Raw genomic sequence first — 17,992 nt, forward strand, 5'->3', positions numbered from 1 at the left:
GCATTTCAATAGTAAATTAATTTACCTCACCACATTCTTCTTTGAGATTCCTTGGGGGTTTCATACATTTGAACGTATTTAAAAAAAATAAAAATGAACAACACTACACGTTATCATTTAGGGTTACTTTTACTGCGTATAGGCTTTGCCGGCATGATGCTTACACACGGCATCCCGAAACTACTGAAACTGCTAAGCGGTAATTTTGAATTTGGAGATCCCATTGGTTTGGGAGAACCCGTTTCTTTGGTTCTTGCGGTGTTGGGAGAAGCAATCTGCCCTCTGTTGATCATTGTAGGATTTAAAACCCGTTGGGCTGCCATACCTGCATTCCTCACCATGGGTGTTGCAGCATTCATCGTTCATGGCGATGACCCATTCGCTTCAAAAGAAAAAGCATTATTGTATCTAGTGGGCTTTTTAGTGATCGCGCTCTTAGGTGCCGGTAAATACGCGTTGGATAAAAATTAATTGAAAATTTTTACCAACAGTTCCTTTAACAGGTCTCCTTGAGAAAGATTTGCTGCCCCCACTCCTTTGCTCTTCATATCGATCTCTCGAATAGAAGCAATAACAGCACTCGTCTTCTTCATTGGATAATTTTTTGAAGCTATCTCATAGTCCTTTACAAAATACGGACTCACACCCAGCACCTTAGCTGCATCCCCTTTATTGGACAGCGCATGGTATTTAAGCACTTTCGAGAAGAAACTATACAGCAGTGCGATGGTCATCACTAAAGGATGATTCTTCGGATTTTGAGCAAAATATTGGATAATGGTAAAAGCTTTTTGAACGTCTTTATTCCCTATGGCATTTTGCAATTCGAAATTGTTGAAATCCTTACTAATTCCAATATTTTCTTCGATATGTTGTGGAGTGATCTGTGCTCCCGGTTTTAGGATGAGCTGTAATTTCTCCAATTCGTTATTGACCTTACTAAGGTCGTTCCCTAAAAATTCCACCAGCATCTGTGCGGCTTTTGGCGTAATGGTATAGCCTCGACCGGAAAGGACACGACGTATCCAGTCCGGAACCTGATTTTCGTATAATTTCTTACTCTCAAAAAGGACACCTGATTTACCAATGATCTTGGCAAGTTTCTTACGTTTGTCCAATGTCTTGTATTTATAGCAAAATACGAGTACTGTGGTGGGTTGCGGATTTTCGGCATAGGAAACCAAATTTTCGATCGTACGGGAAAGTTCCTGAGCCTCTTTTACAATCACTACCTGTTTCTCTGCCATCATAGGATAGCGCTTCGCCTGACTTACAATATCTTCCACGGTAACATCACGGCCGTACAGCACCACTTGATTAAATCCCTTTTCTTCTTCGGAAAGGACCGATTCTTCAATAAACTTCGCAATACCATCGATGTAATAAGGTTCCTCACCCATCAAAAAATAGATAGGACGAATGACTCCGGATTTTATTTCGTTGATAATGGATTTGGCTTTGTCTAAAGGCACAAGGTTTTCTTTTTAATTTCTGAAAAATCCTTCGGAAATTGTTATTTTGCCGTATGCTGAAATTGAATTTTCCCGGCTATTCCTTTCGTTTCAAAAGTAACGAAAACAAACCATTGATTTTTGATCAAATCCGAAAAAAATTCGTTGTTCTTACACCCGAAGAATGGGTGCGGCAACATGTGGTTCGCTACCTCCTTTCAGAAAAGAAGTATCCCGCTTCCCATATCAATGTCGAAAAACAGCTCAAGCTCAACGATACGATAAAAAGGTACGATATTGTGGTATTTAAACCCGACGGAAGCATCCATTTGATCGTGGAATGCAAAGCACCCACAGTGGCTATCACTCAGGAGACCTTCGACCAGATCGCACGCTACAATTTAGTTCTTGAGGCAGAATTTTTACTGGTTACCAATGGTTTGAACCATTATTATTGCAAACTAGATTATAATGCAAAGCGTTATGATTTTTTAGAAAATATTCCTTCGTATGTATCTCAATAAAGAACTTTCTTTGCAGCGATGAAAACAGCAGTGGTCATATTGAACTGGAACGGAAGGAAATTATTGGAGGAATTCCTGCCATCGGTGGTAGCCTATTCGGAAGAAGCCACCGTTTATGTGGCGGACAATGCTTCTACAGATGATTCGGTAATGTATGTATCAACCCATTTCCCTTCGGTCAAAGTGATACAAAACAAAAAAAATGGTGGCTATGCCGCTGGATACAATGAGGCCTTACAAAATCTTACCGAAGATATCTTCGTACTTCTCAATAGCGATGTGGAAGTGAGTCCGGGTTGGCTCAAGCCTATGATTACTGCTTTTGCAGAAAACCTCACCCTTGTGGCAGCGCAGCCTAAAATACTGGATTATAAGAACAAAGATTATTTTGAATATGCCGGCGCTGCAGGCGGTTATATTGACAAACTGGGTTACCCTTACTGTCGTGGCCGTATCTTTCATACGCTCGAAAAAGATGTGGGTCAGTATAACGATAGTGCTGATATCTTTTGGGCGAGCGGTGCCTGTCTATTTATACGTCGAAACGCCTTTTGGGAGGCCGGTGCCTTAGATGCGCACTTTTTTGCACACCAGGAAGAGATCGACCTGTGCTGGCGTTTACATGCCATGGGCGGACACATTAAATACATTGGTACCTCGCATGTCTTTCATCTGGGTGGTGCCACCCTTGCCGTGGCCAATCCTAAAAAAACATTTTACAATTTTAGGAACACACTACTCGTACTTGTAAAAAATGTAAAAGGAGTGCAATTGTGGTGGCTTTTGTTCCAGCGTATGATGTTGGATGGCGTAGCTGCTTTCCAATTTTTATTTCAAGGAAAACTACACCACTTTACAGCTGTTTTCAAGGCACACCTTAGCTTTTATCGCTTACTTCCTATATTTCTGAAAAAGAGAAAGATACATGCTTCAAATTTTAAATATTACAGAATAAAGTCGATTGTGTGGCGGTATTTCGTTCAGAAAAAAAGAACCTTTCCCAAAGGCTACTAAAATTTTACTTAAAGTTGTGTTAATCGTTATGATAGCTAGCCTCCATTTGATAATTTTGGGTAACAATTTAACACTTAAAAAAGAACAACAATTATGAAAAAACTTTTGATATTAGCGATCTGTTCTAGTTTTGTCCTTACCTCATGTGTTTCGAAAAAGAAATATGCAGAGCTGGAAGAGAAGCAAAAAAATACGCAGGACATGCTGAACACGGCTACCGTGAAATTAAACAGCTGTTTGACCGACAAGGCAGCTTCTGATGCCAGAGCGCTTGCCCTAGAGCAACGTCTTGCCGACATGAAGAAAACGAACGAAGATCTTATTCAAAGTTCGAAAGACCTTACCATGCTTACCGCTAAAGGTGCCACAAACCTTGAGAAGTCTTTGGAAAGTCTTAAAGAAAAAGATCTAAAGATCACACGCTTGCAAGATGCACTTAATAAGAAGGATAGTGTTACGTTGGCGTTAGTGACCAGTTTGAAACGTGAGGTAGGTATCAACGACCCGGATATTGAGATCGATGTTGAAAAAGGGGTTGTGTATATTTCGCTTTCAGACAAGGTGATCTTCAAGAGCGGAAGCTATCAAATATCTTCACGTGCCAGAGAGATTCTAGGCAAAGTTGCTAAAGTAATCAACGGCAAACCTAATTTTGAAGCGATGGTGGAGGGACACACAGATAATGTTCCTTATCGTAACGGATTGTTATTGGACAACTGGGATCTTAGTGTGAAACGTGCTACTGCTATCGTTAGAGAACTACAAGATCTTGGTGTAAGCCCAAGTCGTCTAGTAGCCGCCGGACGTGCAGATTATGTACCGTTAGTTCCTAATGATACTGCCGAAAACCGTTCTATTAACAGACGTACACGAATCTTGGTATTGCCTAAGATCGATCAGTTCTACGACATGATCGAGCAGGAAATGAAGACCTTGGAAGGCAAATAATATCAATTGTTTTTATAAATAAGAAAACCCGACAGCGTGTCGGGTTTTTTGTTTTTTAGATACATGCCAGCCTTCATGCGTTAACTCTGTATAATTTCTTACTTTTATATATCTTCTTGAAAACAATACTAATTAAATAATGAATCATGAAAAAAATAGCACTACTCCTACTTTCTGCAACTTTGTTCGCATCCTGTGTTTCGAAAAAGGAATTTGTTGAATTGGAGAACAAGTATCAAAAATCACAGGACCTATTGAACTCGACCACCGTTAAACTGAATAGCTGTCTTACCGACAAGGCAGGTTTGGAGGCGCGCGCCAATTCTTTGGAAGAACGGCTCGCCGATCTCAAAAAGACCAATGAAGATCTTATACAAAGCTCAAAAGACCTTACCATGCTCACCGCGCAGGGTGCTTCTAACCTCGAAAAATCATTGGAAAGTTTAAAGGAAAAAGACCTCAAGATTACCAGACTTCAGGATGCCATCAGTAAAAAGGACAGTGTAACATTGGCATTGGTGACCAGTCTTAAACGAGAAGTAGGTATCAACGATCCGGATATCGAAATTAGTGTTGAAAAAGGTGTTGTCTATATCTCTATAGCCGATAAATTATTATTCAAGAGCGGTAGCTATGAGATCTCCGCACGAGCCAATGAAATTCTGGCAAAAGTAGCCACAGTGATCAAAGGGAAGCCAAATTTTGAAGCCATGGTGGAAGGACACACCGATGACGTACCCTATAAGAACGGCTTGCTCTTAGATAATTGGGATTTAAGTGTAAAGAGAGCGACAGCTGTAGTACGTGCGCTTCAGGCGCAAGGGATCGATCCAGGCCGATTGGTAGCAGCAGGGCGTGGTGAGTATGTTCCTTTGGTTCCAAATGATACTGCTGAAAATCGTGCCACCAACAGACGTACCCGTATCTTGGTCCTACCAAAGATCGATCAGTTCTACCAAATGATCGAAGAGGAAATGAAAACACTTTCCGAAGAAGAAAAAAAATAAGGCTGAAACGTTTATCCAAACGCGATGCTGGTCGGGTTTTTTGTACAATTAATTGCCTATCTTTAGATTATTGTACCACATTCAAATACATCGTATCATATATTTAAAAACACGTTAAAACATACCTCATGAAAAAGTTCTTTTTACCCGTGGTAGCGCTATTGCTACTTAGCTTTACTGCTTCGGAAAATAAACTCACCGAAGCCGAAAGAGATTTTGCCATCTTTGAACTTAATAAGTCTCGCGAGCTGTTGCTTACGGCAGTGGATGGCCTTTCCGAAGCACAACTCAACTACAAGAGCAGTCCCGAAAGTTGGTCCATAGCCGAGTGCGTTGAGCATATCGCCATCTCTGAAAACAATATCTTCGGAATGATGCAAGGGAATTTGAAGTCGGAAGCCGATGCTTCAAGACGATCGGAAGTTAAGATGAACGATGAGCAAGTGCTCAAAGTGATCACAGACCGAAGTAATAAGGTCAAAACGCAGGAGCCCTTTGAGCCCACCGGTAAATTTGGTTCTTTTGAGAAGACGCTTAAAAATTTCAAGGAAAAGAGAGCCGATAATATGAAATATGTCCTGAATACCGAAGACGATCTTCGCAACCGTTACGCCGTTCTTCCCTTTGGAACGCTCGATCTGTACCAAGTCATTCTCTTCATGTCCGGTCACACCGAACGACATGTGCTTCAAATTCAGGAGATCATGGAGGATACAGACTTTCCGAAGGAATGACCAACAAAATGATTTTATAAATAGAAGAACTCCGCATATCCCGGAGTTCTTTTTTTATGTATTTTGTATAGAAATATGGCATCTTCAGAAAACATCATTGAGAAATTTTACGAGGCGTTCGCCAATCTCGATGCAGAACGTATGATCGAGTGGTATCACACCGATATTACTTTCGAAGATCCCGCTTTTGGCATTCTAAAGGGGAACCAAGCACGCAACATGTGGCGAATGCTATGTGAGTCACAGAAAGGAAACGATTTTACGGTACAGGCTTCCAACATTGAATTTAATGAGACCCAAGGCAAAGCGCGTTGGGAAGCGTATTATACGTTTTCAAAAACCGGGCGACGTGTCCACAATATCATCCATGCCGAATTTCAATTTAAGGACGGAAAGATCATCAATCATATTGACCGCTTCAATTTATACCGCTGGGCAAAGCAATCCATGGGTTTTAAAGGTTTTTTGGTAGGTTGGACCGCCTTTTTCAGAAAAAAACTGAACAAACAGGTACGTCACTTTCTATCAGAATTTGAAAAAAAACAGCCAAGAGAAAATTCCTGACCGCGTTGTCATTACGATTTCATGAAGTTGATCATAATCTTATTAACCAACTCTGTATGTGTAAAGACACAACCGTGTGGTGCCCCATCGATTACTTGTAACGCACTGTTAGGCACTAGCTCATGCCCTTGTTGAGATGTAGGTCCCATAGGGACGATCTCATCAGCATCTCCGTGAATAAATAGCGTAGGGACGTCGATCTTTTTCAAATCTTCTCGTAGATCGGTCTTGCCAAAGGCATCGATACAGTCTAACGTGGCCTTTGGAGAGGCTCCGGCAGCGATACCCCAGTTGTAATGCAGCTGACTGCTACTCACTTTGTCCTTATTATCATCGTAGTTAAAGAAATCCTTTCCGAAATCCTCCAAGAAACCGAGTCGGTCCTTTTTGATCCCTTCTTTAAATTCTTCAAATGTTTCCGCCGGTACCCCTTCGGGATTGTCGTCGGTCTTCAGCATAAAGGGTGCAATGGAACTGATAAAAATCAATTTTGATAGTTTTGCAGTTCCATATTTTCCTACGTAGCGTCCTAATTCACCGCCTCCCATAGAGAAACCAATTAAAATGATGTCTTCCAATTGTAATGAGGTAATGAGGTTGTCAAGGTCACCCGCCATGGTATCGTAATCGTATCCGTCCCACGGCCTGTCGCTACTGCCAAAGCCTCTTCGGTCGTAACTTATACATCGAAAACCGGCCTCCACAATTGCTTGCTTTTGATATTCCCACATGGCTTGACTCAAGGGCCAACCGTGAATTAATATAACCGGTTGTCCGGCACCGTAATCCTCGTAGTAGAGATTGATATGGTCGTTGTGCTCTTTTGATGTAGTTTTAAGGTATCCCATTATGCTATAATTTTACATTAAAATACCAAACTTCTCACGCTATAAAAATTTCTAAGGTGTGTTTACCATAAGTTTAACGGGGGTTGTTAAAAGAAACTAAATCTCCAGACTTCCCTTTCCCTCCCGAATTAGAACGGGTTGATCTCCTGTGAGATCGATAACCGTGGAAGCAATATTACCCCCATACCCACCATCGACTACCACATCGACCAGGTGTTCCCATTTTTCGAAGATAAGCTCGGGGTCGGTGGTGTATTCTATAACTTCATCATCATCCTTGATGGATGTAGAAATAATTGGGTTCCCCAACGCGTGCACGATCGCTTGGACAATGGAATTTGCAGGAACCCGAATACCCACCTCCTTCTTTTTCTTAAATACGGTGGGAAGGTTATTGTTTCCTGGCAGAATAAAGGTATACGGTCCGGGAAGTGCACGTTTTAATATTTTGAAGGTGGGGCTGTCAATCTGTTTTACGTAGTCGGATAGATTACTCAGGTCTTCACAAACAAAAGAGAAATTAGCTTTCTCTAGTTTCACGCCTTTCAATTGAGCAACACGCTCTAAGGCTCGGTTGTTCATGATGTCGCAGCCTAAGGCGTAAACGGTATCACTGGGATAGATCACTAAACCTCCATTGCGAATGATATCGACTACTTTCTTTACATCCTTCGGATTAGGGTTCTCTTCGTAGATTTTAATAAACTCAGCCATAGTAAAACAAATTTGATCGATTGTTAAAGATACCTCTTTACGGAAGAAAAGTCAATAAATTCTTAGTCCCTTCGTTTTACTTCACTTTCTAGTTTCAGCACTTCGGTTCCATCTTCTTGCTCAATAAGCAAGGCTTTATCTCCCGAGGTTCCTTCTCGCGTTACTTCGGTACCTGAAAGCGTTCTACTTACCTTGTTGGTAAATGTCTCCTTGACGACGCCTTGGGCTGTCCCCTGTCCCCATTTCCATTGGATCTTTGTTCCTTTTCGTATCATTGCTGCTTTTTTATTTAAAAATAAGGCTTCCTAAATAAAATTAGGTCTTTCTAACGATTCCTTAACATAAAAAATCCTTTTATGCGTTAAGGAGTTTAAACACATCTCAATGAAACTGCTTCATTTCCTATTCATCCCTATCTTGGCAATCTCTTTTGTAAGCGTTTCCTGTTCTTCGGAAGCAGACCCGAACGGACTCCAAGAAGAACAGCCGTTACTTGCTAAAACCGAATTGAATGTACCTTATGGACCGTCTTCACAGCAAGTCTATGACTTGTACCTCCCCGAAGGACGATCTTCGGAATCAACAAAAGTACTTGTATTGGTGCATGGCGGCGGCTGGACGGGCGGAGACAAAGCCGATATGCAAAATTTTGTGACCCTCCTGCAACAAGAGCATCCGGATCATGCCATTGTCAATATGAACTATGTGCTGGCCACCCTTGCTACACCCGCTTTTCCTCATCAGTTTCTAGATATCAAAAGAGTGTTAGAAAAACTAACTGCCGAAAATGAGATCTTGCAGATACAACCAACATTTGGTTTGATAGGCACCAGCGCCGGAGCCCACTTGGCATTGCAGTACGATTATGTGTACGACACCAACGATCAAGTAAAATTTGTTGCGGATATCGTAGGTCCAACAGATTTTACAGATCCTTTTTATGCGAACGATCCTAACTTTCAGTTTGCCTTGGATGCCTTGGTTGACGAGAGTGCATATCCGACGGGGACCCATTATGCCCAAGCCGTTAGCCCGGTCTTCCATGTTAGTAGCGATAGTAGTCCTTCTATCTTATTTTATGGAACCACAGACCCTCTTGTGCCCCTTACTAACGGAGAAAGACTTCAACAAGCATTGAGCCAACATGATGTAACCAACAGTTTTACTGTATATGAGGGTGGTCATGGGGATGATTGGAGTGCAGCGAGTATCGCCGACCTGCAATCCCAGTTATCAGCATTTATAAATGTGCATTTAGATGTTCAGGATTAATCCAACACATTCAGTTTGGCGAATCGAAGTAATAGTTTTTTAAGTCCGCCATTCTCAAATTGGATCTCTGCTTTGGTATCGGCACCCACCCCTTCGATCTTTAAGATCTTTCCTTTTCCGAAGCGCACATGCTCAACGTTCGTTCCTTCGCTTAGATTAGCGTCCTTGGCGTTGAAGTTCTTATCGGTATCACTGCTTACAGGTTTTAATCGGCGTAATTTTCGCAATTGATCTTGCGTAGGTCCCTTGGGAGGACTTCCTGCTGCAGGCTTTTGGAGCCGTAATTTACTTTTATCTACCTCGCCAAAAATATCGGCATCCACGAGTGGTTTGTATCGCTGCTCTGTGACCGGTGTAAGATAATGCAGGTAGTCTCCTTCTATTTCTTCAATAAAGCGGCTGGGTTCAGCATCGATCAATTTTCCCCAGCGATAACGTGATTGGGTATAAGTAAGATACGCCTGTTTTTCGGCACGTGTCAAAGCTACGTAAAATAGACGTCGTTCTTCTTCCAATTCACTGCGTGTATTCATACTCATGGCGCTGGGGAACAGATCTTCCTCCATACCCACGATATACACATACGGAAACTCCAGCCCCTTGGCCAAATGAACGGTCATAAGTGCGACACGATCCTCATCGCCTTTTTCATTGTCAAGATCTGTTGCCAAGGCAACGTCTTCCAGAAACTCAGCAAGCGATCCGGTGGTGTCGGCCAGTTCTTTTTGCTCTTCCACAAAATCGCGCATCCCGTTCAGCAACTCTTCAATATTCTCGATACGGGCGATCCCTTCCGGAGTTCCATCCTTCTTTAACTCCTGTAACAATCCTGTTTTTTTGGTAACGTGTTCTGCGATCTGAAAGGCATCGTAACTGGCATTCAGTATCTGAAAACTTTTGATCATAGTAACAAAATCTTCTAGTTTAGCCTTTGTACCGCTGTTGATCTTCAGATCGATCTTATCTATATGCTCCATAACCTCGAACATAGAGCGGTCGTAATGATTGGCAGCTACGATCAACCGGTCGATAGTGGTCTGACCAATACCCCGAGCCGGATAATTGATCACACGTTTGATCGCTTCTTCATCCTTCGGATTTAGGATAAGGCGTAAATAGGCGATCACATCTTTGATCTCCTTACGCTGATAGAAACTGAGTCCGCCGTAAATACGATAGGGAATATCTTTCTTCCGAAGCGCATCTTCCATTGCTCTCGACTGGGCATTGGTGCGATATAAAATGGCAAAATCACCGTTCTTTAACTGGTTGTTCATTTTATTCTCGAAGATGGAACTCGCGACAAAGCGTCCCTCGTCCCCATCGGTCATGGTACGATTTACCAATATCTTGTTCCCTTCATCGTTGGCGGTCCACACCACCTTCTCCAATCGTGTCTTGTTCTTTTCTATGATGCTATTAGCCGCATTGACAATATTCTTGGTCGATCGATAATTCTGTTCTAGGCGAAAGACCTTCACATCGTCATAATCTTTCTGAAAGTTTAGAATGTTATTGATATTAGCTCCGCGAAACGCATAGATACTTTGCGCATCATCCCCTACCACACAAATATTTTGAAAACGGTCACTCAAAGCGCGCACAATGAGATACTGACTGTGATTGGTATCTTGGTACTCATCCACAAGGATATACCGAAATCGGTTTTGATATTTTGAAAGCACATCGGGAAAGCGAGTAAGCAGTTCGTTGGTCTTCAGTAGAAGATCGTCAAAATCCATTGCGCCGGCCTTAAAACACTTATCGACATACGCTTTATACACATCCCCTAATCTAGGGATCTTCGCCATGGCATCGGCTTCCATCAATTCCGGATTGTTGAAATAGGCTTTGACTGTAATAAGACTGTTCTTGTACGAAGAGATACGCGAATAGACCTGTTTGTATTTATAGATATCTTTATCCAAGTTCATATCCTTAATCACGGCCCGAATCACGCTGTGCGAATCTTGCGTATCGTAGATTGTAAAATTAGAGGGATACCCTAGTTTATCGGCTTCAAAACGCAGAATCTTAGCAAAAATACTGTGGAAGGTGCCCATCCATAGATTCTTGGCCTCGCTGTTCCCGACGATCTGGGCGATACGCTTCTTCATCTCACGAGCGGCTTTGTTGGTAAAGGTAAGCGCCAAAATATTGAAAGGATCCACTCCTTGCGACATCAAATACGCGATGCGGTAGGTCAAAACACGTGTTTTTCCCGATCCTGCACCCGCGATCACGATCATAGCCCCATCCTTTTGTAAAACAGGAGCGCGCTGTGCCTCATTGAGTTGTTCTAAATATTGCTGCAATTTTTTCTGAAGAAATTTGAATGCGAAAAATAGGGAAATTCGTGCAAAAACACGGGGTGAATGGCTATAATTTATAAACAGCCTTACCAATTTTTGGTTTGCTGAAATTTAAATATCTTTAACTGAAATATTCCGGCTATGATTCGATATTCTGTATTACTATTCACCTTTTTAATTTCTGCTGCGGCCTTTCCACAAATGGACAAAGCCCTTCTGAAGGATATTCAAGAAATCGAAGATCAAGTGATCCAATGGCGACGTTATTTCCATGAGCACCCCGAACTTTCCAACAGGGAGTTCAAAACTGCCGAAGCGATCGCCAAACACCTTCGTTCTTTGGGTATGGAAGTTAAAACGGAAGTCGCTAAAACAGGTGTTGTAGGTGTACTCAAAGGAAAAATGCCGGGCAAGGTGGTTGCTCTGCGAGCCGATATCGATGCCCTTCCCGTTACCGAACGAAACGATCTTCCGTATAAAAGCACCGTCACCGATACCTTCTTAGGTACGGAAACCGGTGTAATGCATGCCTGCGGGCACGATGCCCATATTGCCATACTTATGGGTGTCGCCGAAGTATTATCAAAAAATACGCATCTCATTAAAGGAACGGTCAAATTTATATTTCAACCCGCCGAAGAAGGACCTCCTCCCGGTGAAGAAGGCGGTGCAAAACTCATGATCAAAGAAGGCGTATTAAAAAATCCGGATGTCGACGTGATCTTTGGATTGCATATTAACTCCGGTACCGAAGTAGGCACTATAAAATACAAACCGGGCGGTATGATGGCTGCCGTAGAGCGCTTTGTGGTGACGGTTAACGGTAAGCAGTCACACGGTTCTGCTCCATGGACCGGCGTAGATCCTATTCTTATTTCAGCAAAGATTATAGACGGATTCCAAACCATTATAAGCCGAGAATCCGATCTCACAAAGGAAGCAGCCGTGATCACTGTTGGTAAGATCACTAGTGGGGTTCGCTTTAACATTATTCCTGAAAGTGCCGAACTGATAGGGACTGTTCGAACTTTGGACCCAAAGATGCGAGATCATATAATTCGACGAATGACTGAAATGGCACAGGATATAGCCAAAGCCTATGGAGGTAGTGCTTCTATCGAGTGGCAGAACAATACAGCTGTTACGTATAACGACCCTGATCTCACAGCGCAAATGCTTCCTACACTTCAAAACATTGCGGGAACAGAAAATGTCTCTTTGATGAACGCGACCACAGGGGGCGAAGATTTTTCATTCTTTCAAGAAATTGTGCCGGGTTTTTATTTCTATCTCGGTGGGATGTCACCCGGAACCGCTGTACCGTATCCGCACCATACACCCGATTTCAGGATCGATGATTCGGGTCTTACTTTAGGGGTAAAGAGTCTTTCTCAGCTAACGTTAGATTATCTAAACAACTAATAGATGGAAACAATACCGGATTTTCTTTCAACGGTACCATGGTGGGCTTGGATCTTACTATTCTTGCTCATCGTAGCAATTCGTGACGTCTTTTTCAATAAACGCCATACCATAAGTCACAATTATCCTGTCGTGGGGCATATTCGATATATGCTGGAGAGTATTGGTCCCGAACTACGACAATACATCGTGGCCAATAACCGTGAAGAACTTCCTTTCAACCGAATTGAGCGTGGTTGGATCTATGCTTCAGCAAAGAACGAAAACAACTACGAAGGCTTTGGAACCGATAGGGATATCTACGAGCCTAATTACATTTTCATTAACAACGCCATGCTTACTTTCAAAGTAGAAAAAGGACATCCCAATGACAAAGACCCCTACTTTGTTGCTTCAGCAAAGGTAATAGGCGCCTACAACCAACGAAGAAGGCCCTATCGGCCTGCTTCGGTGATCAATGTTTCTGCCATGAGCTTTGGTTCCCTTTCCGCGAGAGCAGTCGAATCGCTCAATATAGGTTGTAAATTGTCCAATGCATACCACAATACCGGAGAAGGAGGTCTTTCACCTTATCACCAAAAAGGGAGTGATATTGTCTTTCATTTTGGGACCGGTTATTTTGGCGTGCGTGATGACGACGGTAATTTTTCTATGGAAAAGATGGTTCAATTGGTTCAAGATTACCCTCAAGTACGTGCCATCGAGGTAAAATTATCCCAAGGAGCCAAACCGGGCAAAGGCGGTGTTCTTCCGGCGGCGAAGATCACCCCGGAGATCGCGAAGATACGCCACGTACCTTTAGGAAAAGATGTACTCTCCCCTCCTACCCATTCGGCTTTTGAAGGAGTAGATGGCTTGTTGGAGTTCGTGGAAGCCATTGCTGATGCGACGGGATTGCCCGTTGGAATCAAATCGGCCGTGGGAAAATTGGACGATTGGGAAAAACTGGCCCGATTGATGAAGGAAACCGGTAAGGGACCGGATTTTATCACAATCGATGGCGGCGAAGGAGGAACAGGTGCAGCGCCTCCTAGTTTTGCGGATCATGTGGCGCTGCCATGGCTCTTTGGTTTTGCCGAAGTATACAAGATATTTAAGAATCACCAATTGACAGAACGTATTGTATTTATAGGGAGCGGAAAACTTGGTTTTCCTGCGAGGGCAGCCATGGCCTTTGCTATGGGTGCCGACCTCATCAATGTTGCTCGGGAATCGATGTTATCCATAGGTTGTATTCAGGCACAGGTGTGTCATAATAATACCTGTCCCAGTGGTGTTGCCACACAAAACAAATGGCGCCAACGAGGTATCAACATTGAGGATAAGTCGGTGCGGGCACAATTCTATTTTAAAAACTTCAGAAAGGAACTATTGGAAATGACACATGCCTGCGGATATGAGCATCCCTGCCAGTTTACCATGGATGATGTAGAATTGAGTGTGGGTGACAAGAATCTTTTAAAAACCTTGGGAGAATCCTTTACCTATAACAAAGTACCCGTGCCCTTCCATGGCGTAAAGGAGCATCAGGAATGTCCTCATTTAGGAGGAAATTACAATCGGAAAGAAGAAAGGAAAGAAGTAAAAAAACTAAAGAAGGAAGATAAAGTACGCTATTAGTGATTACTTCCCTATTAATTGTAGAAACGCTTTACGATACGTTTTCGAAATAGGAACACGTCGGTTGCACTCCAATACAACATACCCTTCATTTTCAAAACTACGCACCTTCTCTAAATTGATAATATGTGATTTATGGCATTTAAAAAAAAGCCGACCTACCTCTTTTTCGAAACGTCCGAGATTATAGGAACTGAGAATTTCAGAAGTATCCGTCAAATGAATCTTGGTATACCCGTCGCAACCCTCCAAATGTAAAACTTCTTCTTGAGGAATGAATGAAAGCCCTTTGGATGTAGGCACAATGAGTTTATCGTTTTTACTGAAGGTTTCATGAAGTATGTCTACAAGCTTGTGATGCATCTCACTTTGGAATTTTGCTTTAATATTGATGAGTGCCTTTTGAACTGCCGTTTTAAGTTCTTCAGAGTCCACCGGTTTGAGGATATAGTCCACGGCAGATCGCTTCAAAGCTTTGAGGGCATATTCGTTATAGGCGGTAACAAAAATTACCTGAAAATGTATGTTTTCTAACGCGGCTAAAAGCTCAAACCCATTCATTCTGGGCATTTCAATATCTAAAAATATAATATCGGGACTCTTTTTTTTAAGTGCTGCGATGGCTGATTCCGGTTTCTGAAAGGTTTGCAAGATCTCGATCTCGGGAAATAGTTTCTCCACTTTATGCTGAAGTCCTTTTAAGGCCGAAATTTCATCATCAATAATAATTGCTGTTATCTTTTTCATACCATGCGTTTTATTTTGAAAGTGGTTCTATGACCTCGGTTCTCCTTTGAAGGATTCACTTCACATTGCGACATCGAAATTACCCATTGACCGGATTTATTTAATTGCCGTACGCGTTCTTCAAGCACCTGTGATGATTTTAATTTTTTTTCTGAAACTATCTTACTTTGCACTACACCTACACCGTCGTCCTCGATAGAGATCTGTATCGCATTTGAGGCAATATAATTGAAGAAGATGTGTATATTTCCTGCTTCTGTTTTATTAAAAATACCGTGATTTACTGCGTTTTCAACTACCGGTTGAAGTAACATGGTAGGAATTGTGAAAACCTCGGCTTTAATCTCCTTGTCGCAGTGGATTACAAAGTGTAACTTTTCCTTAAAGCGCATTTTTTCTATTTCCAGATAGTTTTGCAATAAGGAAATTTCTTCCGCCACCGAAATTTCTTTCTCCTTTGATAATTCAAAGAACTGACGAATAAGCCGTGAAAATTTCACCAAATATCGCTCCGAGGTTTCCAATTCATTATTATTGATATAGTACTGGATCGCTGCCAAAGAATTGAAGACAAAGTGCGGATTCATTTGCGATCGCAGTGCATACAATTCATTTTCTGCCAGTTTTTTTTCAGCATGAATCTTCTGCGTCTTTTTAGCAAGCTCATGCTTTCTAATTAAAAATAGTATCATCCCCAATGTTAATATTGCCAATAGACCTATCCCCACTCTAAAAAAGATCGTTTGATACCATAACGGAGTGATCTGGACTTCAAAAGTTGCTAGTTTGTCTTCGCTTTTAACCTCCAGTTGATAGGTAGCAGGTGTTAATTCGTTGAACGTAATCGTTCCCGATGTTGTACTAGACCATTGCTGCTGAATAGGCAATAAGCGATATGCATAAGAAGCCTTAGTGTGATTTGATGAATAATTTATTTGGTCTACAGAAAATGTAAGGGATGAATTCGATCGATGTTTCGAAACAGGGTGCTCCTTCGAGAGTGTTCGATCCCCATAGCGAACCTTGGATATATATATATTCAACAAAGGTGATTGCCGTTGGGTCTTGATTGGCAATACCACGATTCCGGTATCGGTACTGGCATAAAGGGAATCATTGACCGTAAAGACCGAATTCACCTTTTTGGAAGGAAGTCCGTCGCTTTCATCATATTTTCTTTTCAATTTATAATTCCCATTATCCTTTTCATATTGTAACACGCCTTGTTCGGTGGCGAGCCAAACCGTGTTGTCTTGTACATACGCATCTTCAATACTTAAATAGGCTGATTGCTCCAAAAGCGTTGTCGTTTCAATATCGGTTATATACGCTCCAAATCCATCGGTACCAATTAACATATGGTCCGGTCCTATGGGTGCTAGTGTTAGAACGGGATATGGCAGTGACGCTTCAGCAGACTTTACTGCATGTATCGAATCATTCGAGAAGAACCGCAATCCGTTTGAGGTTCCCAAGTACAAGGCATCTTTAAAGATCGCCATACTTTTAATTCCTACTTGATAATATTGTTTTTCAACATCGAGTGTTTCAAGATGCAAACGCTCCAATCCGCCGGCAGTATTCCCAAAAAGGGATCCCTTCCAATACAAAAGAGAGCGTAATTGTCTGTTCATTGCTATGGTCTTAGGCGGTTCTTTTACATTTGTTGTCGTTAGTATGTTATTTTCGGTAGTAAAAAAATAGCGGTCCAATTCGGCAATATACATAGCATTGTACAAGAATCCTTTTTCTTTTAGGTAGGGCAGAAATTTTTGCATAGCAGGATCGAACACATAAAAACCCTCATCGTATACATTTGCGATCAACCGTGAACCTACACTTCGCAATGCCTTAACCTTTTTATGGTTAAAATAATACCGGCTATGGCGCTTTTCAAAGGGAAGCATATATACCCCATTATTAAATGTGGCGATCCAGATATTTCCTGAACGATCTTGAAAAGAGAAATGTGATTGAAATTCATCTGGAATGGCTACCAGATCGGTCATATTGAAATTATCATCCAACCGTGCATTAAAATGAAAGCCCGTTAATTGCAGTGTTTGGTTCACGTAATGATTGCGCAAAAAATTGGGATGCTTCGGACTGTTAGTATTCCTGAAACTTCGAATATAGAGTGCTTCTTTATTAAAATCCATCACGGCATAGCCTTCATCGTATAACAAAAATCCCAAAGAATCCTTATTGCGATACTTTAAGTTAGTGACACCGCTCTTTTTTGTTTCGTGAAAGCGCTTTAAAAGCTTCGGAAAGGCTTTTGGAACTTTCGAATTTGACTCCGTAAAAGAAAACGACTCCCAGCATGAATTTAACAAATGGAACCAGTCGTTGGAGTTGCCCAATACAACACTGTTTCCATAGGTATTAGTAGATGTGGGGTATAGCATATCTCCCTTTTCGCAAACAGGAAATCGATACACGCTGTCGTTATAAATATATCCCAATTCCGAAGCTTTTGAAAAATACCAAATTCGTTTGTCCGGCGTGGTCCGAATGTCCCATATATCATTCGTGGGTAGCCCATTGCGCGTCGTAAAATTTTGAAATGTCGATCCATTGAACTTCGAAATTCCTTTGTCTGTGATAATCCAAATAAACCCATCTGTGTCTTGGGTTATACGATATACATGATTGCTGGGAAGACCCTGTTCAATGTTGAAATTTTGATACCGTTGCGACAACGAAACACTCCATATAAGCAACGTGAGCAGCAGTGATATTTGGAATGTCTTGACGTTCATAGCTATAAAGAGCTGAATTATATGAAAATGACCTCTGCTACTAAAATTACGTA

General features: G+C 41.9%; 17 protein-coding genes. 10 read left to right on the top strand and 7 right to left on the bottom strand.

The genetic code is table 11. The features are described from left to right. Positions 1-93: 93 nt before the first annotated feature. Positions 94-471, top strand: coding sequence for a DoxX family protein (locus tag AACZ11_RS03980; RefSeq protein WP_290626931.1), 378 nt, complete (start codon positions 94-96; stop codon positions 469-471). Here the strand turns inward: AACZ11_RS03980 and holA are convergent. Beyond that, complete coding sequence (gene holA / locus AACZ11_RS03985) at positions 468-1,472, bottom strand: DNA polymerase III subunit delta (RefSeq protein ID WP_290626932.1); 1,005 nt, start codon at positions 1,470-1,472, stop codon at positions 468-470. The genes AACZ11_RS03980 and holA overlap by 4 nt on opposite strands. 53 nt (positions 1,473-1,525) lie before the next feature. On the opposite strand from holA, the gene AACZ11_RS03990 reads away from it, so the two are divergent. The 6 genes from AACZ11_RS03990 (at position 1,526) to AACZ11_RS04015 (ending at position 6,242) form a co-directional block, all read left to right on the top strand. Beyond that, a complete protein-coding gene (locus AACZ11_RS03990) occupies positions 1,526-1,975 on the top strand; it encodes a type I restriction enzyme HsdR N-terminal domain-containing protein (protein ID WP_290626933.1) in 450 nt (149 codons plus the stop codon). Positions 1,976-1,993: 18 nt separating this feature from the next. Continuing rightward, on the top strand, positions 1,994-2,989 hold the full coding sequence (locus AACZ11_RS03995) for a glycosyltransferase family 2 protein (protein ID WP_290626934.1): 996 nt from the start codon (positions 1,994-1,996) through the stop codon (positions 2,987-2,989). A gap of 93 nt (positions 2,990-3,082) precedes the next feature. Beyond that, on the top strand, positions 3,083-3,937 hold the full coding sequence (locus AACZ11_RS04000; protein ID WP_034257776.1) for a flagellar motor protein MotB: 855 nt from the start codon (positions 3,083-3,085) through the stop codon (positions 3,935-3,937). Positions 3,938-4,083: 146 nt separating this feature from the next. Then, entirely contained in the window at positions 4,084-4,944 is an 861-nt protein-coding gene (locus AACZ11_RS04005) for an OmpA family protein (protein ID WP_290626935.1), read from the top strand. A 128-nt stretch (positions 4,945-5,072) separates the two neighbouring features. Next, positions 5,073-5,678, top strand: a complete 606-nt coding sequence (locus tag AACZ11_RS04010; protein ID WP_290626936.1) for a DinB family protein — start codon at positions 5,073-5,075, stop codon at positions 5,676-5,678. A gap of 75 nt (positions 5,679-5,753) precedes the next feature. Further along, the gene (locus AACZ11_RS04015; protein ID WP_290626937.1) at positions 5,754-6,242 is read left to right on the top strand and encodes a nuclear transport factor 2 family protein; all 489 of its coding nucleotides are present in this window, start codon (positions 5,754-5,756) and stop codon (positions 6,240-6,242) included. 11 nt (positions 6,243-6,253) lie between these two features. Here the strand turns inward: AACZ11_RS04015 and AACZ11_RS04020 are convergent, their stop codons facing one another. The 3 genes from AACZ11_RS04020 to AACZ11_RS04030 all read right to left on the bottom strand — a co-directional run bounded on the left by AACZ11_RS04020 (position 6,254) and on the right by AACZ11_RS04030 (position 8,079). Beyond that, positions 6,254-7,090: an alpha/beta hydrolase gene (locus tag AACZ11_RS04020; protein ID WP_290626938.1), complete on the bottom strand. Its 837-nt coding sequence runs from the start codon at positions 7,088-7,090 to the stop codon at positions 6,254-6,256. 96 nt (positions 7,091-7,186) lie between these two features. Further along, the gene (locus tag AACZ11_RS04025) at positions 7,187-7,804 is read right to left on the bottom strand and encodes an L-threonylcarbamoyladenylate synthase (protein ID WP_290626939.1); all 618 of its coding nucleotides are present in this window, start codon (positions 7,802-7,804) and stop codon (positions 7,187-7,189) included. 62 nt (positions 7,805-7,866) lie between these two features. Continuing rightward, positions 7,867-8,079 carry a DUF2945 domain-containing protein gene (locus tag AACZ11_RS04030; protein WP_290626940.1) on the bottom strand — a complete coding sequence of 71 codons (213 nt, stop codon included), beginning with the start codon at positions 8,077-8,079 and terminating at the stop codon, positions 7,867-7,869. A gap of 109 nt (positions 8,080-8,188) precedes the next feature. Between AACZ11_RS04030 and AACZ11_RS04035 the strand changes: the two genes are divergently transcribed. Further along, on the top strand, positions 8,189-9,076 hold the full coding sequence (locus AACZ11_RS04035; RefSeq protein ID WP_290626941.1) for an alpha/beta hydrolase: 888 nt from the start codon (positions 8,189-8,191) through the stop codon (positions 9,074-9,076). Here the strand turns inward: AACZ11_RS04035 and AACZ11_RS04040 are convergent. Further along, positions 9,073-11,391 carry a UvrD-helicase domain-containing protein gene (locus tag AACZ11_RS04040; RefSeq protein WP_290626942.1) on the bottom strand — a complete coding sequence of 773 codons (2,319 nt, stop codon included), beginning with the start codon at positions 11,389-11,391 and terminating at the stop codon, positions 9,073-9,075. The genes AACZ11_RS04035 and AACZ11_RS04040 overlap by 4 nt on opposite strands. A 198-nt stretch (positions 11,392-11,589) precedes the next feature. On the opposite strand from AACZ11_RS04040, the gene AACZ11_RS04045 reads away from it, so the two are divergent. Together AACZ11_RS04045 and AACZ11_RS04050 are read left to right on the top strand one after the other, a co-directional pair. Continuing rightward, entirely contained in the window at positions 11,590-12,810 is a 1,221-nt protein-coding gene (locus AACZ11_RS04045) for an amidohydrolase (protein WP_290626969.1), read from the top strand. Between the two features lie 3 nt (positions 12,811-12,813). Beyond that, entirely contained in the window at positions 12,814-14,430 is a 1,617-nt protein-coding gene (locus tag AACZ11_RS04050) for an FMN-binding glutamate synthase family protein (RefSeq protein WP_290626943.1), read from the top strand. A 3-nt stretch (positions 14,431-14,433) separates the two neighbouring features. On the opposite strand, the gene AACZ11_RS04055 is transcribed toward AACZ11_RS04050, so the two are convergent. Further along, positions 14,434-15,177, bottom strand: coding sequence for a LytTR family DNA-binding domain-containing protein (locus tag AACZ11_RS04055; protein ID WP_290626945.1), 744 nt, complete (start codon positions 15,175-15,177; stop codon positions 14,434-14,436). Continuing rightward, a complete protein-coding gene (locus AACZ11_RS04060; protein WP_290626947.1) occupies positions 15,174-17,939 on the bottom strand; it encodes a histidine kinase in 2,766 nt (921 codons plus the stop codon). Before AACZ11_RS04060 ends, AACZ11_RS04055 begins: the two co-directional genes overlap by 4 nt. Between the last annotated feature and the right edge of the window lie 53 nt (positions 17,940-17,992).

The sequence above is a fragment of the uncultured Altibacter sp. genome (assembly GCF_963972995.1).
GTDB lineage: Bacteria > Bacteroidota > Bacteroidia > Flavobacteriales > Flavobacteriaceae > Altibacter.